This is a genomic window from Acinetobacter sp. RRD8, assembly GCF_031844225.1.
In the GTDB taxonomy this organism is placed as follows: domain Bacteria; phylum Pseudomonadota; class Gammaproteobacteria; order Pseudomonadales; family Moraxellaceae; genus Acinetobacter.
Window position 1 is genome coordinate 215363 of record NZ_JAUZUU010000001.1, and the last position, 22526, is coordinate 237888.

The window sequence follows — 22526 nt, forward strand, 5'->3', positions numbered from 1 at the left end:
TTTTAATATCCTGTTATACCGTGCCAACTAGCTGTTCTGGTTCCAGTAACTTACAAAATCACCGGTTCGAATCTCTGCGCGTGCTGGAATTGCTTTTGCGGCAGTGCCAATATAAATAATACCTGAGACCAGATCGTCTTTTGAAATTCCCAATGCCTGCTTAAACAGGCTAGACTCGACTACAGCCCCACTACGCCACATGGTCGAGAAACCCTGAACCTGAAGTGACAATAGAAAATTCTGAATCGCTGCACCTGAACTGAGAATTTGTTCAAAATGCGGAACTTTAGGATGATCCTGCAAACGCGTTAAGGCAAGTACCAGTAAAGGCGCACGAAATGGATGATTCTTGACCCGCTCAATCTGCGCTGTTTCAGTTTCACCCAAATCGATGAGCGCCTGCGACAGCAATTCTCCAAAGGCTTCACGTTGGTCATCAGGAATCACAACAAATGTGGTAGGCTTGAGTCGATGATGATCGGGTGCAGTTAATGCCGCCTGAAAGGCTTTTTCCAGTTGTTCTGCATTCGGTGCCGGTGCCAGCAGATGACCAATCGATTGCCGTTGGTGAATATTTTGATGAACGATGTCAATCGCAGATTCCGTCATTGCCTTGTATATCTACACTTAAAAACCATACTCAAGATTAGCATATTCAAAGAAAAATACGCTAGAAACTTCATAGCGATTCAGCACGCTCATCACTACTTGAAAATAAACTTGCTTGGTTTTTCAATCCTGTACTGCTCTATTTTTCACCTAAGTCACATAGAGCTATACCAAAAATTGCCAAACCTATACAACAGCTACAAAATCTGCGCTGCTTGCTGTGTTGAAATATTCAGCATCCTATTTATTCGAGATTTCATGATGAAAAAAACAATCGCTTTCAGCGGATTAGCTATTTCCGCATTACTGCTTACTGCATGTGCATCAAACCCGACTGCATTGGCAGTGCAAAAGGAAAATAACCAGTACGAAGTGACCGGATTAGGTAAAAATCAACTGACCTCGAAAAACAACGCGATTACTGCGGCCAATAAAGCCTGTGGCTCTCGATCAACCCCAATTATTGTGGATGAAAAGACAGCTTATAACGGCGCTTTAAAAGGCGTGGTCGATGAACAAACAGGTCAGATGATTCAGGCAGCGGCTACCGTTCTCGGGAATATCGCAGGTACCAATACCGGTTTAAACCAGAATGATGATTATCAGACGGTGCTTACATTTCGCTGTCAGGCCAAATAAGCCTTAAACCACAGCGCAATAAAAAACCGCTCTTCAAGAGCGGTTTTTCTATGGTCTGGATTAGCAGTAACCTTCCAGGCGGGTCAAAGGCAATTTTTGCCCAATGGCTTTTTCAATTTCTGGCAGATAGAACGCATCATCTTCTGCAAGGAAACTGATACTCACACCACTGGTTCCCGCACGACCGGTACGGCCAATACGATGCACATAATCATCCGACTGTTCCGGCAAGGTGAAGTTCACTACATGCGATACACCATCAACATGAATGCCACGACCTGCAACATCTGTTGCAATCATGATGTTATGTTTACCATTTTTGAACTGGTCCAGCATTTTCAGGCGTTTGTCCTGAGCAATTTCGCCCGACAACATCACCACCTTATAACCATCACGTTTTAAATGATCATAAAGTTTGCGCACCTGATCACGACGGTTGGCAAAAATCATGACTTTTTCAATCGGCTCATCACGCAGGATTTCTTGCAACAATTTATATTTGTCCGCCTTGGCGACCATATAAACCCGCTGCTCGACATCGGCATTGGTTTTCTTTTCCGGTTCAATTTCAACTGTGACCGGTTCAAATAACCATTGTTGTGCAAGATTCAGCACATCGTAGCTGAAAGTTGCAGAGAACATTAAAGTCTGACGTTGTTCTTTACGCGGCGAGAAACGCACAATGCGCTTTACTGAAGGAATAAAGCCCATATCTAGTAAGCGGTCGGCTTCATCAATGACCAAAAATTCAATCTGATCCAGCCAGACTTCTTTTTGTTCTACAAAATCGATCAAACGACCCGGTGTAGCCACCATAATATCGACAGGCGCTTTATTAAGCTGGTTCTTTTGCTTGTCAAAATCCACACCACCCAGCAAGGTCACCACATTGAGACCAGCATATTTCGCCAGATCCTGTGCATCGCTTTCGATCTGTAACGCCAGTTCACGGGTCGGTGCCAAAATCAGCGCACGTGGCTCACCACGATAGCGTTGTTCCTGAATCGGATTATCTAACAGATCATTCATGATACTAATTAAAAAGGCCGCAGTTTTGCCTGTACCTGTCTGTGCACGGCCAATGGCATCATGTCCTGCCAGCGTGAATTTCAAAACCTTCTGCTGGATAGGCGTCATGGTGGTAAAGCCTAAAGCATCAATCGCTTTTTTTAGATTGGGATGTAAATTTAAGGTTTCAAAACCAGATGACATAAAGCGGTGCTCTAATTGGGTAATCACTAAGATAGGGATAGTATAAACAAAAAACGCCCCAAGTTATATTGGAGCGTTTTCTTTTTAGCTTAATCCGAAGATTAGTCTAATGGTTGAACTTCTTCAGCTTGAAAGCCTTTTTGGCCTTTAACAACACTGAATTCAACACGTTGGCCGTCACGAAGTGAACGGTGACCGTCACCTTGGATAGCACGGAAATGAACGAATACGTCATCGCCGCCATTACGTTGAATAAAGCCGAAGCCTTTAGTATCGTTAAACCACTTAACTACGCCTTGTTCGCGAGCAGCTGTCATAAGTTAATCCTCATTGAAACTAAAAGAAGGACCACCCGGTGTTGCAAACAGCAGAGCAAACAAGTTTGAAAATATTATTTTTAAGCTTGTAATCATTCTGTAAAACTATCAACAAAATCCCGGTTACATCCATTTATGTAATAGGGTGAAAAACAATCACTTTGTTTATTCAAAGTCCCAAATACGCAATGAGCTTAACATGGGTTTATCACAATTAATAGATTTTTTTTAGCATGTTCTGTTTGATTTAGTTATTTTTTTCATGAAAATTGTCAAAAGACTTTATAAAGTCATTTAGATCTTCTTTTTCTGAAACCAGTTTGGTTCTGGCATCATATTTGCTACTATTTATAGCCTTTTCTGCTATCTAAATAAAACCGCAATGTCCGAATATCCAGCGCAATTCAGCCTTATAGACGCTATGGGAAAACCGTGCCCGATGCCGCTATTAATGTTAAAGCGCGCACTAAAGGCCGGAAATCAGAAAACATTCCTGCTGAAATCATCTGATCCGCATAGCCAGACAGATGTCAGCCGCTATTGTCAGCTGCATCAGCTCAAGCTTGAATTTAAAAAAATTTCTGATACAGAGTTTCACTACTTAATTGAATCTTAAAAATTTTCAATTAAACTGTTGATCTTCACTTTCGTATACTTTTTTACATTTCTCTACCCAAATATCCATTATTTGCGAAGAGATTGGATTAAGATAAAACCTAGTTTAGGGTTATCCCGCACTTCAAGGAGAACACATGAGTGACAGCCGCAATCAGTTAATGCCCCTGTCATTATCGGCGCCAGGTGTCAACCTCGGTGCTTATATCAGCACTGTCAATCAGATTCCGATTTTAACGGCCGAACAAGAAAAAGAGTTGGCTGAACGCTATTATTATGACCAAGATTTAGATGCAGCGAAAATGCTGGTCATGTCGCATTTGCGTTTTGTAGTACATATTGCGCGTAGTTATGCAGGTTATGGTTTGCCACAAGGCGACCTGATTCAGGAAGGCAACCTGGGCCTGATGAAAGCTGTAAAACGTTTTGACCCGAATATGGGCGTACGTCTGGTGTCATTTGCCGTGCACTGGATCAAGGCGGAAATTCACGAATATGTGATCCGTAACTGGCGTATTGTGAAAATCGCCACCACTAAAGCGCAACGTAAACTGTTCTTTAATCTGCGCAGCCTGAAGAAATCATCGAAAAAGTTGACGCTCGCAGAAGCACAGTCGATTGCCAATGATTTAAATGTCACACCAGAACAAGTACTGGAAATGGAAGGCCGTCTGACGGCGTATGATGCGGCTTTTGATGCATCAAGCGATGACGATGATGAAGGTTCCACCCATGTGGCACCAGCGTTATATCTTAAAGATAATCGTTATGACCCGGCTCGTCTGATTGAAAATGAAGATTATGAGGAGCAAAGCACCTCTGCCCTGCATGAAGCCATGGATCAGCTAGATGATCGTTCACGTAATATCTTGCAGCGTCGCTGGCTAGATGACGAGAAATCGACCCTGCATGAGCTTGCAGCCGAATATAATGTTTCTGCGGAACGTATTCGTCAGCTGGAAAAAAATGCCATGGAAAAAATTAAAGTGGCGATGTCATCCAATTAACACCAAATTCTGTTACTGATTTACCTCGAAAAAGCCTTCTTTGATGAAGGCTTTTTTATGTCCGCATTTTGAATTTATGCTAAGGTTGAGCGCAAACTTTATCAGGAAGATCAATTCAAATGTGGATTGCGATTTCAGCACTTAATTTGGCACTTGCAGTCATGCTCGGTGCTTTTGGTGCACATGGTTTAAAAGCGCGGGCGACTGAAGCACAGCTCGGCTGGTGGCAAACAGCAACGGATTATTTTTTCTATCATGCCTTAGGACTACTGATTCTTTCTTTACTGGCGAAAGTCATTCCTGCATTGCCCATTCAATGGAGCTTCGGTCTGATTCAGGTCGGCATTTTACTGTTTTCTGGCTCACTGTATATCATGGCCTTAGGATTACCCCGCGGTTTAGGTGCTATTACGCCCATCGGCGGGGCTTTAATGATTGCCGGATGGTTAATTCTGGCCTGGAATGCTTTAAAATACGCCAGATAAGTTTGAACAACACTTAATCATGGAGGGTTGCTAGAATGATGATTTACATCAATGGCGAACAACAGGAAACTCACTGCAAGAATCTGCTGGAACTGATTCAGAGTATGGCGCTTGAGGGTAAGCGTTTTGCAGTTGAAGTCAATGAAATGATTATTCCTAAAAGCAGATTGGGCGATACGCCAATTTGCGATACAGACAAAATAGAAATTATTCACGCGGTCGGTGGCGGCTAATACTCGGGACAATTATGCAAGATTTATTACAGATTGGTTCACGCCAATTCCAGTCACGCCTTTTGGTAGGCACAGGCAAATACAAAGATTTAAATGAAACTCAGCAGGCCATTGAAACCAGTGGTGCAGAGATTGTCACTGTCGCTATTCGCCGTGTCAATATTGGCCAAGATCCTGACCAGCCGAACCTGCTGTCAGTCATTCCTCCGGAAAAATATACCATTTTGCCGAATACCGCAGGTTGCTTCGATGCCAATAGTGCCGTCCGCACCTGTATGCTGGCGCGTGAGTTGCTCGATGGCCACAATCTGGTCAAACTTGAAGTTTTGGGTGATGAAAAGACACTTTATCCAAACGTAACCGAAACACTGAAAGCTGCGCGCACCTTGATTGACGATGGCTTTGAGATCATGGTTTATACCTCGGATGATCCGATCGTGGCGCAAGAGCTGGAAAGCATGGGCTGTGTTGCGATTATGCCATTGGGTAGCCTGATTGGTTCTGGTCTGGGCATTCTGAATCCACATACCCTGTCAATCATCAAGGAAAATGCCAAAGTTCCTGTCCTAGTCGATGCCGGTGTCGGTACAGCGAGTGATGCCGCGATTGCGATGGAACTGGGTTGTGATGGTGTACTCATGAATACAGCGATTGCAGCTGCACAAAATCCGGTATTAATGGCATCTGCGATGAAAAAAGCCGTTGAAGCAGGCCGAGAAGCTTTTCTTGCAGGCCGTATGCCGCGTAAGCGTATGGCCAATGCCAGCTCACCGGAAACCGGCTATTTCTTTAAATAAATTTTCATGAACAAAAATAAAGGACTCAATTGAGTCCTTTATTTTTGTTTTTAGTTAAGGAATCAGACCTTCATCACGCATAGCAATCTGTACAGACTGACGTTCTGCCACTTTATTACGGATATGAATAATATTTTTATATGGACTCAAATCATGCTCAATCTGGTTCGACCAGTTGGTCAAGACAAATAGATAGGCATCCGCAGGGCCAAAGTTATCATCCACCAGATAATCATTGTCCGATTCACCAATCGCTTTATCGATATAACTCAATAGACGATCAACCTCTGCATAGGCTTTTTTCTTTTCATCGTCGGATAACTTGCCACCGAAGAACACCGCATAGGCATCATGTAGTTCAGAGTTCAGATAACCTAGCCATTCAAGTACCTTGGCACGTCCCATGCCCGATGGCGGAATCAGATCTTGTTTTGGATCGTGTTGAGCAAGAAACGGTAGAATCGCCACATTTTCTGTCAGGATCAGACCAGGGTTAATTTCTAACGCTGGTACATAACCTTTAGGATTAACTTCGTAATAATCCGTACCTTTTTCTGTTTTATGTGTTTTTAAATCAACACGTTCCAAATCAAAATCGACATTAATTTCATTTAAAATAATATGTGCTGCCAGTGAGCAGGCACCTGGTGAATAGTAAAGCTTCATTTCTGATCCTTGTTATACACTTCTCAATGTTTTAAATCGCTTCTGACAAACTTTCAAGTGATCAAACCTGTAAATTGCAAAAAAGCGTAACTGTGATCTCAAGACAGTTACTCATTCAATATTCAGGATATTCCGGGCTTTTGCAAGTCAATCTTGTGTAGATTTTTATCTCTATCTGTTTAACATACACAGGTTTTCCAAATATAGATGATATTTCGTGATTAGCCTGAAAAAAGAAGAATGGTTTTCCAATATCCGCACAGATGTACTGGCAGGTCTGGTGGTAGGACTTGCCCTGATTCCTGAATCAATTGCCTTCTCTGCTATTGCCGGTGTCGATCCGCAAGTCGGTTTATATGCCTCTTTCTGTATTGCGGTCTCGATTGCCTTTTTTGGCGGCCGTCCTGCCATGATCTCTGCGGCTACAGGCGCAATGGCGCTTTTGATGATTACCTTGGTAAAAGAACATGGTCTGCAGTATCTGCTGGCTGCCACAATTCTGACCGGCATCATTCAGGTCATTGCCGGCTATTTTAAAGTCGCTAAATTAATGCGCTTTGTATCGCAGGCTGTGGTCTATGGATTTTTAAATGCGTTAGCGATCCTGATATTCGTGGCACAAATTCCGGAAATTAACCGGATGGATAGCACTGGTTATCTGTTTATTGCGATTGGTCTGGCAATTATTTATCTGTGTCCGTATATCCCTAAAATCGGTAAAGCCATTCCCTCACCTTTGATCTGTATTATAGTTTTAAGCGGACTGGCGCTGTTGTTGGGTGCAGATATGCGTACCGTGAGCGATCTGGGACAATTCCCGGATACTTTGCCGGTATTCCTGATTCCAGAAATTCCACTCAATCTGGAAACCTTGCAAATTATCCTGCCTTATTCCTTTACCTTGGCGACTGTCGGTTTGCTAGAAAGCATGATGACCACTACGGTCATTGATGAAGTGACCGGAACTGAAGGTGACCGTCATCAGGAATGTCGTGGTCAGGGGATGGCCAATATTGTCAGCGGCTTTATGGGTGGGATGGCCGGTTGTGCCATGATCGGCCAGTCAATTATCAATGTGTCTTCAGGGGCACGTACCCGTTTATCGACTCTGGTCGCTGGCGTGTTTCTGCTGTGTCTCGTGGTTTTTTTGAAAGACTGGCTGGCTTATATCCCAATGGCAGCGCTGGTTGCGATCATGATTATGGTGGCATTTACCACCTTTCAATGGGGAGCAATCAAGCAATTCAGCAAACATCCGCCAGAATTTAATACCGTGATGATTGCCGTGATTATTGTCGTGCTTGCCACTCATAATCTGGCGCTTGGTGTATTTGTCGGCGTATTGCTCTCTGCCCTGTTCTTTATTAATAAACTGGAAAGAACTATACATGTCTATACGTATTTAAATACGGTCAATTCACGTAGCTATATTATTTCCGGACAGATATTCTTCAGCAGTACAGAAAAATTCTATCAGTTCTTTGATTTTAAGGAAAAGCTTGAGCATGTCGAACTCGATTTAACCCACGCGCATATCTGGGATGTGACCTCAGTGAACATGTTGAATAATGTGATCCAGAAATTTAAAGCCCAAAATATAGACGTAACAGTGATCGGTTTAAATGAAGCCAGCAGTACACTGATTGACCGGTTTAGTAGCTGATGAACGGTGATTAATAAAAGAGCCTCAATTGGCTCTTTTATTTTATCTGGAAGATCTCGCCAATTTTTATGGAGAAATACCGAGAAAAGTTTGACTTGCTCGGCTCAGGACTTAAAATACCGCATTCTGAATTTTTAGATTTGCCAAAGTTATGTCGAACGATCAATTAGACCAGCAAGTCGTGGAGCTGGAAAACTTAAGCGAGCACCGTGAAATCGTGACGTTTATGCGCCGCTCAATGCCGCTAAACACCTCTCAACGTACTGCGCTTGAACAATATGGTCACTTAATTTTGGAATATCCAGTCGGTGATTTGCGTGAGCACTTTGAACATCCTGAACGTCCTTTGACTGTAGAAATCGGTTTTGGTATGGGCCGTTCACTGGTATTGATGGCCAAAGCCAATCCTGAGCGAAACTTTGTCGGGATTGAGGTCCATGTACCTGGAATTGCGCAGTGCGTGTATGAAGCAGGTGTTGAAGGCCTAACGAACTTACGTGTGCTGGATGCTGATGCAATTCAGGTATTACGTGAAATGCCAGACAATAGTATCAATACTGTGCAATTGTATTTCCCGGATCCATGGCAGAAAAAGCGTCATTTTAAACGCCGTTTTGTTTCGCATGACCGTATGCCACTGGTGGAGCAAAAGCTAGAACTTGGCGGAACTTTCCATGCTGCAACGGACTGGGAACCGTATGCGGAATGGATGATTGAAGTATTGGAAGAACGTCCACGACTGGAAAATCTGGCGGGCAAAGGCAACAGCTACCCTCGTCCGGAATGGCGTCCGCAAACCAAGTTTGAACGTCGCGGCATCGAAGCCGGTCACAAGATTAATGATTTTATCTTCAAGAAAATTTCTTAATCTAAGACTCAAAAAAGCGCTGATTATTCAGCGCTTTTTTATGGGAAAAATTTGCCTTTGAACCCTGCTCCGTAGGTGAATCATTCGCTTCTTCATTTCTGATGACGCGTGAGAATCTGCTGGCTCAACAACTGATAGACATTTTTCAAATCTTCTCGCTGCATATTGGATAACATCTGCTGATGCATATTCAAAATATTCTGATCACCACGCATCGCTGGGCCGGTCTGCATTTTTTTGGGATCATTCTGCGTGGCTTTATTGGCAGTTTCCAGCATCAAGGGATACAACAAACTGAAATCGACCTGTTGTGCATCCACTACCTGCTTGGCCATATCATAACAATAATTGGCAAAGTTACAGGCAAATACCGCTGCAAGATGCAAACTGAGACGTTGACTAGAACTATAAGTATAAACACGATTGCTTAGGCTATTTGCCAGTTCTAATAACAGGATTTGGTCCTGTTCATTCACCGCCTCAATAAATAGTGGCGTCTGCTGCCAATCAATCTGGCGTTCCAGACTAAAGGTCTGTAAAGGATAAAATACGCCTGCACGCACATGCACATTTTTCAGTAAATCGAGATGGGTACTGCCAGAGGTATGTACGATCAGGTTCTGCTGCAAATGCGGATGAATCCGTTCAATGACGCTGGCAATCGACTGATCACTGACCGCGATAATGACCAGATCCACCTCATGACTCAGCTGTTCAGGTCGAGCGATGGCCTGAGCGTTGAATTGCTCAGCCAGTTGCTGTGATTTTTCTAGGGTTCGACTGTAGATCTGTACGATCTCATGTTGTGCTGAAAATACACGGGCAAGATGATATGCCACTCGCCCTGCCCCAATCATACTGATCCGCATCTTGTGCTGTTCCTGACTCATTGCGCACAGCATGCCAATAAATACAGATTGAGGCAATTGGCCTTGATGTTTTTGAATAGGCTTTAGAACTTTCGCAGGGTCAGAATCTGTTCACTTCGGCCAAAAGGTCCATGAACATCATGCAGAATCCCGCTAGTCAGACCGATACCATCTTCACCATATTGCTGCACCACTTCCAGTCCCAGCCATTTACCCTGCGGCAGACGGTGCATATGAATCTGCAGGTCCAGATTCGGAAATCCCCAACCGGAATTCGGGTCCTGACGTGGCACAATGCCATTGGCCGTATCGACCATACCGAGCAAACGACTAAAGTCTGTCGTCGGTTGACCTTCTACCATGTCCAGCGAATTTCTTAGCCAGACAATGCCCTTGCCTGCACGATGGTCAGCATGTGCCCGGGTTTCAATACTCTGGATATAACCGCCCGGCCAGCAGCGCATACCCTCCCAAACCGGTAAATATTCTGGACTTTCGATCGGAAAATCTTCCACTCCAGCAATGGCCGTGGTATTTGAAGTTAGCATTCTCCACGCGCGTGCCACGATACAGGTTTTACCATTGGCACACATTTCAGCTTCAACCAGTTCAATGGTTTTACCCGGACGGATCATGCGTGTGGTAATCGAAAATTCACCAAAGGCTATCAGGCCAAAAATATCCAGCCCGACCCGACCAATACGCATGTCAGCACGTGGCTGAAACTGTTCCAGTTCGACGCATAGAATACCGGTGGCTGGCGCCATGTGCTGCTCATGTGGATTCCACGCACCTTGTGCATGAATATTAGAACGGTAATAAGCCGTAGTACTGCCATCTGCATGCTGTTCGCGCTGAATAAAACTGTAATATGCCGACATTGTTTTAATACTTCCCTGAATATTCTCTTAAACTTTAGAATTTGCAAAAAGTTCTTTGATCTTTATTTTCTGAGCAAAAAGCCATGATAATTCATGATTTGACAATAAATTTTGCACTGTTTAAATCCGACTTTGGTTAAAAGTGCTGTAAAATTTTGCGCAGATAACAAGTGAAAATCCTGCTCCAAGCGTTCAATCATCTTGCTACTTTGCACCATGCTTAACCCTGTCTGCTGTGCCAGCTTCTGCATAATTTTGATGTCTTGCTGATCTTCGGGTTGCATCAGGTCATAGGTCAATGCAAGACCGTTGGTTTTAAGACACTGATGGATAGCCTGAAAAAATCCGTTTTTTTCGGAATTTGGAATGAAATGAGCCACCAGAATGGCCAATGCGGCATCGAAAGTATCCGGCTGATTCAAATCTTGAATCGTGCTTTGGATGAATTGCACCCTTTGTCGATCTATAGAATTCAGATTTTTACTAGCCTGTTTCAGCATGGCTGCTGATGGATCAATTGCAGTAAAGGTCCAGTCTGGATGTTGCTCTAATAAATACGACAATTCATAACCTGTTCCGCAACCCACTATTAATATATGTGCGGTTTCTGGGAGTTCAGTGCTGAGAATTGCTTCAATCTGCTGATGCACCAGTTCATAACCGGGAATCAGTTTACGGATATGATCGTCATAACTGGCGACCACGACTTCACTGTGAAAGTTTTTTGCCATATTTTTACTCTAAATCTATGCACGAATCTAAAACTCAGGCGGGTATTTAGATAGATTGAATATTTAAATCTTGTAGCTTGATCTTATTTACTGTTTTATTGAAATTTGATCATAGACCCGGCGACATGGATGTCGCCATTTTGCTGAGGGACATGGAAGTCCCTTCAGCAAAATAAAGGGATTTTGCTTACTTTTGGCCCATCAAAAGTAAGAAAAGCCTAAACATTGATATCGAAACCGTTATACAAATGGAGGCAATGCATGCATTAAATACTGCTTTGCCCCATTTAAGAATCGCATCAATACAATTTAAGCAATCTCTTTCAAGTTCAGCTCTTCACGCATAAATTCACGCAATTTGAACTTCTGCGCCTTCCCTGAAGCCGTCATTGGAAATTCCTGGAAGAAACGCACATAGCGCGGCACTTTATTGTGAGAAATATGCTCCTTACAATACTGACGGATGGTTTCTTCAGTACAAGGATCATTTTCATGCAGGATGATGCAGGCACAAAGTTCCTCACCATATTTATGGTCTGGCACCCCAATCACCTGTACATCTGAAACAGCCGGATGGGTATAAAGGAAATCTTCAATTTCTTTCGGGAACAGGTTTTCTCCGCCACGAATCACCACGTCCTTGATTCGGCCCTTGATTTTGACAAAGCCTTCATCATCCATTTCAGCGATATCACCGGTATGCATCCAGCGCGCCGCATCAATCACTTCCTGGGTTTTATCCTGATCTTCCCAATAACCGAGCATCACTGAATAACCACGTACACACAGCTCACCCAATTGGCCGCGTGGAACCACCTTGCCATTTTCATCGACAATTTTAACTTCCAGATGCGGATGTACCCGGCCAACCGTACTGACACGTTGCTCGACACTGTCTGCCGTTGAGCTTTGTGCACTGACGGGTGCGGTTTCAGTCATGCCATAACAAATCGTGATTTCAGACATATGCATCCGTTCAATCACGCGCTGCATAATTTCCTGCGGACATGGACTACCCGCCATAATCCCGGTACGCAGACTGGACAGATCAAACTCGTCAAACTGTTCATGTTCCAGCACCGCAATAAACATAGTCGGCACACCATAAGCCGCGGTACATCTTTCCTGCTGAATGGCTTTTAAGGTTTCTAATGGATTAAACACGGCAGACGGATAAATCATGGCGGAACCATGCGTAATACAGGCCAGATTGCCCATGACCATACCAAAGCAGTGAAATAAAGGCACTGAAATACAGACACGGTCTTCTGGCCCTAAATGAATGGCTTCACCGACAAAATAACCATTATTTAAAATATTATTATGGGTCAGCATGGTGCCTTTCGGATTGCCCGTAGTACCCGAGGTAAACTGGATATTAATCGTTTCATCGAACTGCAATTCACTGGAGATCTGTTGCAGTTGATCCAGCTCTTGTGCACTAGGCGAGCTCAGCAAATCCTGAAACCGGTGGATGCCGGTATGCTGCTGGTCATCAATTTTAATTACATGTTTTAAATGCGGCAGACGCTCTGCATTAAGGAATTTATCCTCGGTTTCCTGCAATTCCGGTGCAATTTTAGTCAGAATTTCCTGATAGTCCGTCGTCTTAAACTGCGCTGCAATCACCAGTCCCTTACAGGAGACCTTGTTTAGCACATATTCAAGCTCATTGCTTTTATAGGCCGGATTCAGGTTCACCAGAATAATGCCTGCCTTGAAGGCCGCAAACTGGGTAATGGTCCATTCCACACAGTTCGGCGACCAGATTGCCAGACGGTCACCTTTTTGCATACCTAGTTTCAGCAGCTGACAGGCAAAGGCATTGACCTGATCCTGTAGCTGCCGGTAACTGAGGCGTATGTTCTGATGCAAACTCACTACCGCATCACGTTCTGCATACTGCTCGCAAGCCTGATCAAATTTTTCACCAATCGTCATGCCCAATAAAGGCTGGCTGCTGGTTCCATAGGCATAGCTTAACCGTACTTGTGTCATTGAATCGATCTCCTTGATTCTTTGTAATTCTGATTTTCAACTTTACTAATTGTTTTATGACCACGACGACCTTGTCTGTGTACCGGTTTTTTGTGTGTTTATGCTTGTAAATTTTCCTCCTGCCCACGTACTGCGTTGACACAAAAATCGGCAATCTGTTTGACAAAGTGATCCTTATACTTCTGATCAAACATGACATTTCGGGACGGATTTAAAGGTTCAATCACGACAAAGGTCATGGCACCAACCACACCTAATGCTGCCGTATTCAAATCTTCAAATTCGAATTCTCCATTGACCTTTCCTTCGGCCAGAATTTCCTTAATGCTCTGCTTAAGCAGCTGCTTACTGCGAAAACGCTCATGTTCCATTTCCGGATCAACCGGTTCGAACATCAGTGAATACGCCAATTGGGGGCTATTCATGGCACGCTTGACAAAAGTTGTAACAGATTTTTGCAATTTCAGTTTTGGCGATAAATCTGACTCGGCAATATGGTTCAGAATTCCGACTTCATGCTGAATCGCGGCCGACAAAACCTCAATTAAAATCTGGCTTTTGCTTTCGAAATATCGATAGACCAGCCCTGTAGAAACGCCTGCGCGTTCTGCAATCGCCTGAATCGATGCCTCCTTCAAGCCCCCTTGAATAATCAGTTCACGAGCAGATTCCAAAATCGACAGGCGATTTTGTTCCATTCGTTCCTGCATCAATGATGATCTTTTATAACTCATAAAATTAATCTCAACAAGATAAAATGAATTGTAAATCATTTTGTGAATATATATTCACTTTTTTATTTTTTCGTTGTATGTTAAAACCACAAGCACAACAACAATGCTTTTTTGGACACAACAAATATAACCTCAGGATGGATGAAGAATGAATTTACAAAGCTTGGATTTCGGTTTGGATGAAACTCTAATAGCGCTTCGTGATTCAGTGGCCGCATTTTGCGCCAAAGAAATTACCCCGATTGCTCAACAGGTTGACCGTGACAACGAGTTCCCTGCTCACCTTTGGAAAAAATTTGGCGAGATGGGCCTGCTCGGGCTGACAGTCAGTGAGGAATATGGCGGTTCAAATTTTGGTTATCTGGCGCACATCATTGCCATGCAGGAAATTTCCCGTGCTTCTGCATCCATTGGGCTGTCCTATGGCGCACATTCTAACCTATGTGTAAACCAAATTAAGCGAAATGGTACTGAAGAACAGAAACAGCGTTATCTGCCTAAACTGATTTCAGGTGAATATGTCGGTGCCTTGGCAATGTCTGAACCGAATGCAGGCTCGGATGTGGTGAGCATGAAACTGAAAGCAGAAGACAAAGGCGATCACTACCTGTTGAATGGTTCAAAAATGTGGATCACCAATGGTGGCGATGCCGATGTCCTGGTGGTCTATGCAAAAACCGATTTGCAAGCCGGTGCCAAAGGCATGACCGCCTTTCTGGTTGAGAAAAATATGCCAGGTTTTAGCCACGGCACCCATTTGGACAAACTCGGCATGCGTGGTTCAAACACTTATCCGCTGTTTTTTGACAATGTTGAAGTTCCGAAAGAAAACGTCATGGGCGGCGTCGGTAATGGCACCAAGGTCTTGATGAGTGGTCTGGACTATGAACGTGCTGTATTGAGCGCTGGCCCACTGGGGATTATGGATGCCTGTATGGATACCGTGATTCCATATATTCATGACCGTAAACAGTTTGGTCAGGCGCTGGGCGAATTCCAGTTAATGCAAGGCAAAATTGCCGACATGTATTCGACCTGGCTAGCCTGTAAGGCACTGGTTTATGCGGTCGGTGCTGAATGTGACAAAGCTGAGCATAGCCGTAGCCTGCGTAAAGATGCTGCCAGTGCCATTTTATATGCTGCTGAAAAAGCGACCTGGATGGCAGGAGAAACCATTCAGACTTTAGGTGGTAACGGTTATATCAACGAATTTGCTGCCGGCCGTTTATGGCGTGATGCCAAACTGTATGAAATTGGCGCCGGTACTTCAGAAATCCGCCGCATGCTGATTGGCCGTGAACTTTTCAACGAAACAGCCTAAATCTTAACACTTAGAATAAAACAAGGATGTTCGTCATGAATCAGTTATCGAGCAAAATCAATATACGTAGTGAAGAGTTTAAAACCAACCAGACTGCCATGCTGCAACTGGTGGATGACCTGAAACAGAAAGTTGAAAAGATTGCCCTCGGTGGCGGCGAAACTGCCCGCCAAAAACATTTAGATCGCGGCAAGCTGTTACCACGTGAACGGATTAATCACCTGATTGATCCAGGAACCGCTTTTCTGGAAATTGGTCAGCTGGCTGCCTATCAGGTTTATCAGGATGATGTGCCTGCCGCAGGTGTGGTCGCTGGTGTTGGTCAGGTCAACGGTGTGACCTGCATGATCATCGCCAATGATGCTACGGTGAAAGGCGGTACTTATTATCCATTAACAGTGAAAAAGCATTTACGTGCCCAGGAAATTGCCGAACAGAACCATCTGACTTGTATTTATCTGGTGGATTCAGGCGGTGCATATTTGCCTTTACAGGATGAAGTATTTCCAGACCGCGATCACTTCGGCCGTATTTTCTACAATCAGGCACGTATGTCGAGCCAAGGTATCGCCCAGATTGCAGTGGTGATGGGTAGCTGTACTGCAGGCGGTGCTTATGTTCCCGCCATGTCGGATGAAACCATTATTGTCCGCAATCAGGGCACGATCTTCCTCGGCGGCCCTCCTCTGGTTAAGGCAGCTACTGGTGAAGTGGTGTCTAGTGAGGATCTCGGTGGTGGTGATGTGCATACCCGTTTGTCTGGCGTGGCTGATCATCTGGCTGAAAACGATGAACATGCACTTGCGATTGCCCGCAACATCGTGGCCAACCTGAACAAAAAGCCAAACAAGACCGCAGATGAAATCGAAGCGCCGCTATTTGACAGTTCGGAACTGTACGGCATTGTGCCGAGTGACGCGCGTAAGCCTTTTGATATCCGTGAAGTGATAGCCCGTATTGTCGACGGTTCACGTTTTGACGAGTTCAAGGCACGTTTCGGCACTACCCTGGTGACCGGTTTTGCCAAGCTCTATGGCATGCCGGTCGGGATAATTGCCAATAATGGCATTCTATTTTCCGAGTCTGCCCAAAAAGGCGCACATTTTATTGAACTGTGTACCCAGCGCAATATTCCACTGATTTTTCTGCAAAACATTACCGGCTTTATGGTCGGTCGCCAGTATGAAAATGAAGGCATTGCCAAAAATGGTGCCAAGCTGGTGATGGCCGTCGCTAATGCCAATGTACCTAAGTTGACTCTAGTGATTGGCGGTTCTTTTGGTGCCGGCAACTATGGTATGTGTGGTCGTGCTTATTCGCCACGCTTTATGTGGACCTGGCCAAACTCGCGTATTTCAGTGATGGGCGGTGAACAGGCCTCCAGCGTTTTGTCAACCTTAAAACGTGACCAGATTGAACAGAAAGGTGGTAGCTGGTCAGTAGAAGAAGAAGACCAGTTTAAACAGCCGATTCGTGACCAGTACGAACGTCAAGGCCATCCTTATTATGCGTCTTCGCGGTTATGGGATGACGGTGTGATTGATCCAGCGCAATCGCGTGAAGTACTAGCCTTGAGTCTGGCTGCAGCCCTAAATGCACCTATCCAGCCAACCAAATTCGGCGTGTTCCGTATGTAAGAGGTATCAAAAATGGATTATCAATTTTTACAGCTCGAACAGCAGAATCAGGTCGCGACAGTCTGGATTAATCGTGCCGAACTGCACAATGCCTTTAATACTCAAGTCATTGAAGAATTGCATGCCTGCTTCCAGTCTTTAAATAGCCGTGATGATGTGCGCGTGGTGATTCTGGCGGGTCGTGGCAAAAGCTTCTCGGCCGGTGCTGACCTGAACTGGATGAAACAGGCCGGTCAGGCTTCTCAAGCAGATAACGAAGCGGATGCGCTCAAACTGGCAAAAATGCTGCAAAGTCTGGCAACCTTGAAACAGCCGACCATTGCCCGGGTACATGGTATTGCTTTTGGCGGCGGCATGGGTTTGGCTTCGGCCTGTGATATTTGCATCGCCAGTACAGATGCCAAGTTTGCGACGTCGGAAGTACGTTTAGGCTTGGCACCTTCGACCATCAGCCCGTATGTAATTCGTGCGATTGGTGCACGTCAGGCATCGCGTTATTTCCTGACCGCAGAGCGCATTTCTGCTGAACAGGCCAAAAGCATTGGACTGGCACATGAAGTCACCACACCGGAACAGCTCGACAGCAAAATTGATGAAATTGTGGAAGCACTTTTACTTGGTGGACCTGCTGCACAGAGCGCATCCAAACAGTTGATTCAACTGGTTGACCAACAGGTATTGACCGAAGATTTACTGCTTAAAACCGCACAGCATATTGCCCATATTCGCCAGGGAGATGAGGCGAAAAATGGACTGAATGCATTTTTGAACAAACAAAGCCCGGCTTGGATCAAGACCACGGCATAACAACGAGAAGGATCCTACAATGTTTGAGAAGATTTTAATTGCCAACCGTGGTGAAATTGCCTGCCGTGTCATTCGTACAGCAAAAAAGCTAGGAATTGCCACCGTTGCCGTCTATTCCGATGCTGATGCGCAGGCACAACATGTGAAACTGGCCGATGAAGCGATCTATATTGGTGAATCGCCAGCAGCACAAAGTTATTTGCAAATTGATCGCATTATTCAGGCAGCAAAAACGACCGGTGCTCAAGCGATTCACCCGGGTTATGGCTTCCTGTCTGAAAATGACCAGTTTGCCGAAGCATGCCAAGCCAATAACATCACTTTTATTGGTCCACCGGTAGCAGCCATTCTGGCAATGGGTCTAAAGGCCACCTCTAAAGCATTGATGGAAAAAGCCGGTGTGCCTTTAACCCCCGGCTATCATGGTACCAATCAGGATGCCGACTTCCTGAAACAGCAGGCAGACAATATTGGCTATCCAGTACTGATCAAGGCCAGTGCCGGCGGTGGCGGTAAAGGCATGCGTCTGGTGGAACGCAGTGAAGACTTCCTGAGTTCACTGGCCTCATGTAAAAGTGAAGCACGCTCCAGCTTTGGTAATGAAGATGTACTGATTGAACGCTATGTGATTCAACCACGTCATATTGAAGTGCAGGTGTTTGGTGATACCCACGGCAATTATGTACATCTGTTCGAACGTGATTGCTCGGTACAGCGCCGTCACCAGAAAGTGCTGGAAGAAGCGCCTGCACCGCAAATGCCGGAAGACAAACTGGAGGCGATGCGTCAGGCGGCAATCGATGCTGCGCGTGCAGTAAATTATGTCGGTGCCGGTACAGTCGAGTTTATCGTGGAGCAAGACGGCACAGCTTACTTCATGGAAATGAATACCCGTCTTCAGGTTGAACATCCAGTGACGGAAATGATTACCGGACAGGATCTGGTGGAATGGCAACTGCGCGTGGCTTTTGGTGAACCTTTACCGAAGCAGCAGCATGAATTGCAGATTCATGGACATGCACTTGAAGCCCGTGTTTATGCCGAAGAACCGGAAAAAGGCTTTATTCCTGCGATTGGTCAGATCAGCTACCTGCATTATCCGGAGCAAAGTGACTGTGTACGTGTCGATAGCGGTATTGTCGAAGGCGACGAGATCAGCACTTATTATGATCCGATGATTGCCAAACTGATTGTCTGGGGTAAAAATCGTGAAGCAGCCCTAACCCAGATGCACCATGCGCTGGGTCAGTTCCATGTCGATGGTCTGGGTAACAATATTGCTTTTCTAGATCGCCTGGTGCTGTGTGACTCGTTTAAAAATGCACATTTAGATACTGGCCTGATTCAGCGTGAAGAAGAATTTCTGCTCAAACCTTCTGCGGATATCAGTGTCGAACTGATAGTTAGTGCCGCACTGATTGAACTTCTGTCACATCAGGCACAGAATCCCGTTCCAAGCAACCCAGTATGGCAGCAGCAAGCATTCTGGCGCTTAAACCAACAGAATAGTCATACAGTGCAATTACAACGCAATGGCATCAACCTGAAAATTCAGTTCCGCACTCAGGATCAAGGTTTTGTTGCCAGCTATAACGGTCAGCAAATTCAGATTCAGGGTCAACTCGTCGATGCCCATACTTTAGCCTTGCAACTGGCGGGTAAACAGCAAAAACTGGCTTTTAGCCAGAGTGAGCAAGGCATTACCCTGTTCCAGAATGGTCAAAGCTATAAGTTTAATTACTTGAAGTCTGATTTTAATAATCAGGATGAACAAGGCACGGAAAATAACCTGATCGCGCCAATGCCAGGCGTCATTACCCAGGTGCTCGTGGCAGCCAATGACAAAGTCAAAAAAGATGATGTGCTGATGACGCTGGAAGCCATGAAGATCGAATACTCGATTCGCGCACCGCATGACGGCATCATCGCAAGCTCATATTTCCAGAAGGGTGATCAGGTTAAAGCCGGTGATGAACTGGTCGAGTTCCAGCCGCTGGCGGAGGAAGTGGCATGACGAATTTTGTCAAAATCGTAGAAGTCGGGCCACGCGATGGCCTGCAAAATGAAAAAACACCTTTGACATTGGATGACCGGAAAAACCTGATTCTGGACCTGATGAAAACCGGTCTACAGTCCATCGAAGTCGGCTCCTGCGTTTCAGCCAAATGGGTACCGCAAATGGCAGACAGTGATGTGCTCTTTGCCAGCCTACCCCAAGATCCGAATATTCAGTTCAGTCTGCTGACCCCAAACATGAAAGGTTTTGAATCGGCACTGGCTGTGGGTTGCAAGGAAGTGGCGGTATTTACTGCAGCTTCTGAAAGCTTTACCCGCAAAAACATCAACTGCTCGATTGATGAAAGCTTCGAGAAGTTTGCCGATGTCATGGCAGCAGCCAAAGCCAATGATATTAAGGTACGTGGCTATGTTTCCTGCATGGTGGACTGTCCTTATGAAGGTGCCATTGATCCCAAGCAGGTGGTGAAAGTCACGCAGCGTTTGCTGGAGATGGGCTGCTATGAAGTGTCGTTGGGTGAAACCATTGGCACGGCCACCCCAGACCGGGTTAAATACGTCTGGGAAGCTTGTTTGGCTGAACTTGATGCCAAAGTGCTGGCCGGTCATTTCCATAATACCTACGGCATGGCAATCGCCAATATTTACCAGTCTTTACTTCAAGGCATTCGGGTCTTTGATTCCTCCATTGCCGGCTTAGGTGGCTGCCCTTATGCCAAAGGCGCTTCAGGCAATGTTTCAACTGAAGACCTGTATTACCTGCTCTCGAATATGGGCTTTCAAACCGGTATTCAGCTAGACGCCCTGATGCAGGCCAGCCGTAATATCAGTGAAGTCTTGCAGCGCAACAATCCATCCAATTATGCCAATGCCTATTGGCAAAAAGCCTGTGCTTGAAAATAAACTTGCTTGAGCAAAATGCTCTTAAGCAAACCATAAGGATATAAGCAGCAGATTGAAGTCTGCTACAACAATAATAGAGGTGACAAGATGTCAAACAAGGTTTATGACAGCGCTCAATCCGCCTTAAAGGATGTGGTGCAAGATGGTCATACCCTGGCCGTTGGTGGTTTTGGCCTATGTGGTATTCCGGAAGCTTTGATCGCAGCTTTAAAAGAAACAGGTGCTAAGCAACTCACCTGTATTTCCAACAATGCCGGCGTAGACGGCTTCGGTCTCGGACTGCTGCTGGAAACCAAACAGATTAAAAAAATGATTTCCTCTTATGTCGGTGAAAATAAGGAATTCGAACGTCAATATTTAAATGGCGAACTGGAAGTTGAACTTACTCCACAAGGGACTTTGGCAGAAAAATTACGTGCTGGCGGTGCCGGTATTCCGGCTTTTTATACGGCGACGGGTGTCGGAACCGTGATTGCTGAAGGTAAGGATGAACGTGAATTTAAGGGCAAGAAATATATCCTGGAAGAATCTTTAACAGCTGATGTTGCTCTGGTTAAAGCCTATAAGGCCGATAAAGCCGGCAACCTGATTTTCCGTAAAACCGCCCAGAACTTTAATCCGGTCTGTGCCATGGCCGGCAAAGTCACCATTGCTGAAGTCGAAGAAATTGTCGAGATTGGTGCGCTGGATCCGGATGAAATCCATCTTCCGGGCATTTATGTGAACCGGATAGTCCTGAATGCTCAACCGGAAAAACGTATTGAACAGATGACTTTAAAGGCGGAGGCTTGATCATGGCTTGGACACGTAATGAAATGGCGCAGCGCGCGGCACAAGAGCTTGAAGATGGTTTCTACGTCAATCTAGGGATTGGCCTGCCGACGCTAGTCGCGAACTATATTCCGGAAAATATCAATGTCTGGCTGCAGTCGGAAAATGGCCTGCTGGGGATTGGCGAATTTCCAACCGAGGAGACAGTGGATGCCGACCTGATCAATGCCGGTAAACAGACGGTTACCGCGCGTAAAGGTGCTTCATTTTTCTCAAGTGCCGACTCCTTTGCCATGATCCGTGGCGGTCATGTCAATATTGCCATTCTGGGTGCTATGGAAGTGTCCGAAACTGGTGATCTGGCCAACTGGATGATTCCAGGCAAAAAGGTCAAAGGCATGGGCGGTGCCATGGATCTGGTCGCGGGTGTACAAAAGGTCGTGGTCTTGATGGAACACTGCGCCAAAGATGGTACACCGAAAATTGTACCGCAATGTAGCCTGCCCCTTACCGGCCAGGCTGTGGTGAACCGGATTATTACCGATCTCGGTGTACTGGATGTTACTCCTGATGGAATTCGACTGGTTGAACTGGCACCAGAGGTAAGTTTTGAAGAGATTCAAAAAGTCACGGGGGTAGCGCTACTACGTAACGCTGCCTGATCCAGCCAGCCCTTAAGAATGAAGCATCTTAAGGGCTTTTTTATATATAGCTGTTTCATTTCAAAATAATAATCGCAGAATAAAT

At 45.2% G+C, this 22526-nt stretch carries 24 protein-coding genes; 15 read left to right on the forward strand and 9 right to left on the reverse strand.

Annotated features, from left to right (window positions below; all coding sequences use genetic code 11):
- Positions 1 to 27: 27 nt before the first annotated feature.
- Complete coding sequence (locus tag Q9R24_RS01080; RefSeq protein ID WP_311203531.1) at positions 28 to 609, reverse strand: nitroreductase family protein; 582 nt, start codon at positions 607 to 609, stop codon at positions 28 to 30.
- A gap of 258 nt (positions 610 to 867) precedes the next feature.
- On the opposite strand from Q9R24_RS01080, the gene Q9R24_RS01085 reads away from it, so the two are divergent.
- Positions 868 to 1248: a hypothetical protein gene (locus Q9R24_RS01085; protein ID WP_004646604.1), complete on the forward strand. Its 381-nt coding sequence runs from the start codon at positions 868 to 870 to the stop codon at positions 1246 to 1248.
- A 60-nt stretch (positions 1249 to 1308) separates the two neighbouring features.
- Here Q9R24_RS01085 and rhlB read toward each other — a convergent pair whose 3' ends face one another.
- Both rhlB and Q9R24_RS01095 read right to left on the reverse strand, forming a co-directional pair.
- Positions 1309 to 2460 carry an ATP-dependent RNA helicase RhlB gene (rhlB, locus tag Q9R24_RS01090; protein ID WP_219309661.1) on the reverse strand — a complete coding sequence of 384 codons (1152 nt, stop codon included), beginning with the start codon at positions 2458 to 2460 and terminating at the stop codon, positions 1309 to 1311.
- Between the two features lie 101 nt (positions 2461 to 2561).
- Positions 2562 to 2777, reverse strand: a complete 216-nt coding sequence (locus tag Q9R24_RS01095; RefSeq protein WP_004280099.1) for a cold-shock protein — start codon at positions 2775 to 2777, stop codon at positions 2562 to 2564.
- 382 nt (positions 2778 to 3159) lie between these two features.
- Here Q9R24_RS01095 and Q9R24_RS01100 point away from each other — a divergent pair, with 382 nt between their 5' ends.
- From Q9R24_RS01100 to Q9R24_RS01120, 5 genes are all read left to right on the forward strand, one after another.
- Positions 3160 to 3393 (forward strand): sulfurtransferase TusA family protein, encoded by a 234-nt coding sequence (locus Q9R24_RS01100; RefSeq protein WP_004280100.1) that lies wholly within the window; start codon positions 3160 to 3162, stop codon positions 3391 to 3393.
- A 136-nt stretch (positions 3394 to 3529) separates the two neighbouring features.
- A complete protein-coding gene (rpoH, locus tag Q9R24_RS01105; RefSeq protein WP_311203532.1) occupies positions 3530 to 4399 on the forward strand; it encodes an RNA polymerase sigma factor RpoH in 870 nt (289 codons plus the stop codon).
- A 119-nt stretch (positions 4400 to 4518) separates the two neighbouring features.
- Positions 4519 to 4884, forward strand: a complete 366-nt coding sequence (locus Q9R24_RS01110; protein WP_004280103.1) for a DUF423 domain-containing protein — start codon at positions 4519 to 4521, stop codon at positions 4882 to 4884.
- Positions 4885 to 4919: 35 nt separating this feature from the next.
- On the forward strand, positions 4920 to 5117 hold the full coding sequence (thiS, locus tag Q9R24_RS01115) for a sulfur carrier protein ThiS (RefSeq protein WP_004280105.1): 198 nt from the start codon (positions 4920 to 4922) through the stop codon (positions 5115 to 5117).
- 14 nt (positions 5118 to 5131) lie between these two features.
- The gene (locus Q9R24_RS01120) at positions 5132 to 5914 is read left to right on the forward strand and encodes a thiazole synthase (protein ID WP_004646601.1); all 783 of its coding nucleotides are present in this window, start codon (positions 5132 to 5134) and stop codon (positions 5912 to 5914) included.
- Between the two features lie 54 nt (positions 5915 to 5968).
- Here Q9R24_RS01120 and Q9R24_RS01125 read toward each other — a convergent pair whose 3' ends face one another.
- Positions 5969 to 6580 carry a glutathione binding-like protein gene (locus Q9R24_RS01125; protein WP_004646600.1) on the reverse strand — a complete coding sequence of 204 codons (612 nt, stop codon included), beginning with the start codon at positions 6578 to 6580 and terminating at the stop codon, positions 5969 to 5971.
- A gap of 217 nt (positions 6581 to 6797) precedes the next feature.
- Between Q9R24_RS01125 and Q9R24_RS01130 the strand changes: the two genes are divergently transcribed.
- Together Q9R24_RS01130 and trmB are read left to right on the forward strand one after the other, a co-directional pair.
- Positions 6798 to 8243 carry a SulP family inorganic anion transporter gene (locus Q9R24_RS01130; protein WP_311203533.1) on the forward strand — a complete coding sequence of 482 codons (1446 nt, stop codon included), beginning with the start codon at positions 6798 to 6800 and terminating at the stop codon, positions 8241 to 8243.
- Positions 8244 to 8394: 151 nt separating this feature from the next.
- A complete protein-coding gene (trmB, locus tag Q9R24_RS01135) occupies positions 8395 to 9111 on the forward strand; it encodes a tRNA (guanosine(46)-N7)-methyltransferase TrmB (RefSeq protein WP_005104490.1) in 717 nt (238 codons plus the stop codon).
- A gap of 92 nt (positions 9112 to 9203) precedes the next feature.
- Here trmB and Q9R24_RS01140 read toward each other — a convergent pair whose 3' ends face one another.
- From Q9R24_RS01140 to Q9R24_RS01160, 5 genes are all read right to left on the reverse strand, one after another.
- Positions 9204 to 9980, reverse strand: coding sequence for a Rossmann-like and DUF2520 domain-containing protein (locus Q9R24_RS01140; RefSeq protein ID WP_404976553.1), 777 nt, complete (start codon positions 9978 to 9980; stop codon positions 9204 to 9206).
- 83 nt (positions 9981 to 10063) lie between these two features.
- The gene (locus Q9R24_RS01145; protein WP_004280113.1) at positions 10064 to 10861 is read right to left on the reverse strand and encodes a thioesterase family protein; all 798 of its coding nucleotides are present in this window, start codon (positions 10859 to 10861) and stop codon (positions 10064 to 10066) included.
- Between the two features lie 62 nt (positions 10862 to 10923).
- Positions 10924 to 11592 carry a class I SAM-dependent methyltransferase gene (locus Q9R24_RS01150; protein ID WP_086044877.1) on the reverse strand — a complete coding sequence of 223 codons (669 nt, stop codon included), beginning with the start codon at positions 11590 to 11592 and terminating at the stop codon, positions 10924 to 10926.
- Positions 11593 to 11901: 309 nt separating this feature from the next.
- Positions 11902 to 13590 (reverse strand): AMP-binding protein, encoded by a 1689-nt coding sequence (locus Q9R24_RS01155; RefSeq protein ID WP_311203534.1) that lies wholly within the window; start codon positions 13588 to 13590, stop codon positions 11902 to 11904.
- A gap of 98 nt (positions 13591 to 13688) precedes the next feature.
- The gene (locus tag Q9R24_RS01160; RefSeq protein WP_005251442.1) at positions 13689 to 14324 is read right to left on the reverse strand and encodes a TetR/AcrR family transcriptional regulator; all 636 of its coding nucleotides are present in this window, start codon (positions 14322 to 14324) and stop codon (positions 13689 to 13691) included.
- A gap of 148 nt (positions 14325 to 14472) precedes the next feature.
- Here Q9R24_RS01160 and Q9R24_RS01165 point away from each other — a divergent pair, with 148 nt between their 5' ends.
- The 7 genes from Q9R24_RS01165 to Q9R24_RS01195 all read left to right on the forward strand — a co-directional run bounded on the left by Q9R24_RS01165 (position 14473) and on the right by Q9R24_RS01195 (position 22441).
- Entirely contained in the window at positions 14473 to 15645 is a 1173-nt protein-coding gene (locus tag Q9R24_RS01165; RefSeq protein WP_004646592.1) for an isovaleryl-CoA dehydrogenase, read from the forward strand.
- Between the two features lie 35 nt (positions 15646 to 15680).
- Positions 15681 to 17282, forward strand: a complete 1602-nt coding sequence (locus Q9R24_RS01170; protein WP_311203535.1) for a carboxyl transferase domain-containing protein — start codon at positions 15681 to 15683, stop codon at positions 17280 to 17282.
- A gap of 12 nt (positions 17283 to 17294) precedes the next feature.
- On the forward strand, positions 17295 to 18089 hold the full coding sequence (locus tag Q9R24_RS01175) for an enoyl-CoA hydratase/isomerase family protein (protein ID WP_311203536.1): 795 nt from the start codon (positions 17295 to 17297) through the stop codon (positions 18087 to 18089).
- 19 nt (positions 18090 to 18108) lie between these two features.
- Positions 18109 to 20103 (forward strand): acetyl/propionyl/methylcrotonyl-CoA carboxylase subunit alpha, encoded by a 1995-nt coding sequence (locus Q9R24_RS01180; RefSeq protein WP_311203537.1) that lies wholly within the window; start codon positions 18109 to 18111, stop codon positions 20101 to 20103.
- Positions 20100 to 21002 (forward strand): hydroxymethylglutaryl-CoA lyase, encoded by a 903-nt coding sequence (locus Q9R24_RS01185; RefSeq protein WP_311203538.1) that lies wholly within the window; start codon positions 20100 to 20102, stop codon positions 21000 to 21002. Before Q9R24_RS01180 ends, Q9R24_RS01185 begins: the two co-directional genes overlap by 4 nt.
- Positions 21003 to 21095: 93 nt before the next feature.
- Entirely contained in the window at positions 21096 to 21800 is a 705-nt protein-coding gene (locus Q9R24_RS01190) for a CoA transferase subunit A (RefSeq protein ID WP_168386802.1), read from the forward strand.
- Positions 21801 to 21802: 2 nt separating this feature from the next.
- Complete coding sequence (locus Q9R24_RS01195) at positions 21803 to 22441, forward strand: CoA transferase subunit B (RefSeq protein ID WP_005262069.1); 639 nt, start codon at positions 21803 to 21805, stop codon at positions 22439 to 22441.
- Positions 22442 to 22526: the final 85 nt, after the last annotated feature.

What these genes read in the sequence shown, in the direction of transcription:
- Q9R24_RS01080 (WP_311203531.1), bottom strand. Translation starts at nt 609, where the DNA reads ATGACGGAATCTGCGATTGACATCGTTCATCAAAATATTCACCAACGG.
- Q9R24_RS01085 (WP_004646604.1), top strand. Translation starts at nt 868, where the DNA reads ATGATGAAAAAAACAATCGCTTTCAGCGGATTAGCTATTTCCGCATTA.
- rhlB (WP_219309661.1), bottom strand. Translation starts at nt 2,460, where the DNA reads ATGTCATCTGGTTTTGAAACCTTAAATTTACATCCCAATCTAAAAAAA.
- Q9R24_RS01095 (WP_004280099.1), bottom strand. Translation starts at nt 2,777, where the DNA reads ATGACAGCTGCTCGCGAACAAGGCGTAGTTAAGTGGTTTAACGATACT.
- Q9R24_RS01100 (WP_004280100.1), top strand. Translation starts at nt 3,160, where the DNA reads ATGTCCGAATATCCAGCGCAATTCAGCCTTATAGACGCTATGGGAAAA.
- rpoH (WP_311203532.1), top strand. Translation starts at nt 3,530, where the DNA reads ATGAGTGACAGCCGCAATCAGTTAATGCCCCTGTCATTATCGGCGCCA.
- Q9R24_RS01110 (WP_004280103.1), top strand. Translation starts at nt 4,519, where the DNA reads ATGTGGATTGCGATTTCAGCACTTAATTTGGCACTTGCAGTCATGCTC.
- thiS (WP_004280105.1), top strand. Translation starts at nt 4,920, where the DNA reads ATGATGATTTACATCAATGGCGAACAACAGGAAACTCACTGCAAGAAT.
- Q9R24_RS01120 (WP_004646601.1), top strand. Translation starts at nt 5,132, where the DNA reads ATGCAAGATTTATTACAGATTGGTTCACGCCAATTCCAGTCACGCCTT.
- Q9R24_RS01125 (WP_004646600.1), bottom strand. Translation starts at nt 6,580, where the DNA reads ATGAAGCTTTACTATTCACCAGGTGCCTGCTCACTGGCAGCACATATT.
- trmB (WP_005104490.1), top strand. Translation starts at nt 8,395, where the DNA reads ATGTCGAACGATCAATTAGACCAGCAAGTCGTGGAGCTGGAAAACTTA.
- Q9R24_RS01140 (WP_404976553.1), bottom strand. Translation starts at nt 9,980, where the DNA reads ATGCGGATCAGTATGATTGGGGCAGGGCGAGTGGCATATCATCTTGCC.
- Q9R24_RS01145 (WP_004280113.1), bottom strand. Translation starts at nt 10,861, where the DNA reads ATGTCGGCATATTACAGTTTTATTCAGCGCGAACAGCATGCAGATGGC.
- Q9R24_RS01150 (WP_086044877.1), bottom strand. Translation starts at nt 11,592, where the DNA reads ATGGCAAAAAACTTTCACAGTGAAGTCGTGGTCGCCAGTTATGACGAT.
- Q9R24_RS01155 (WP_311203534.1), bottom strand. Translation starts at nt 13,590, where the DNA reads ATGACACAAGTACGGTTAAGCTATGCCTATGGAACCAGCAGCCAGCCT.
- Q9R24_RS01160 (WP_005251442.1), bottom strand. Translation starts at nt 14,324, where the DNA reads ATGAGTTATAAAAGATCATCATTGATGCAGGAACGAATGGAACAAAAT.
- Q9R24_RS01165 (WP_004646592.1), top strand. Translation starts at nt 14,473, where the DNA reads ATGAATTTACAAAGCTTGGATTTCGGTTTGGATGAAACTCTAATAGCG.
- Q9R24_RS01170 (WP_311203535.1), top strand. Translation starts at nt 15,681, where the DNA reads ATGAATCAGTTATCGAGCAAAATCAATATACGTAGTGAAGAGTTTAAA.
- Q9R24_RS01175 (WP_311203536.1), top strand. Translation starts at nt 17,295, where the DNA reads ATGGATTATCAATTTTTACAGCTCGAACAGCAGAATCAGGTCGCGACA.
- Q9R24_RS01180 (WP_311203537.1), top strand. Translation starts at nt 18,109, where the DNA reads ATGTTTGAGAAGATTTTAATTGCCAACCGTGGTGAAATTGCCTGCCGT.
- Q9R24_RS01185 (WP_311203538.1), top strand. Translation starts at nt 20,100, where the DNA reads ATGACGAATTTTGTCAAAATCGTAGAAGTCGGGCCACGCGATGGCCTG.
- Q9R24_RS01190 (WP_168386802.1), top strand. Translation starts at nt 21,096, where the DNA reads ATGTCAAACAAGGTTTATGACAGCGCTCAATCCGCCTTAAAGGATGTG.
- Q9R24_RS01195 (WP_005262069.1), top strand. Translation starts at nt 21,803, where the DNA reads ATGGCTTGGACACGTAATGAAATGGCGCAGCGCGCGGCACAAGAGCTT.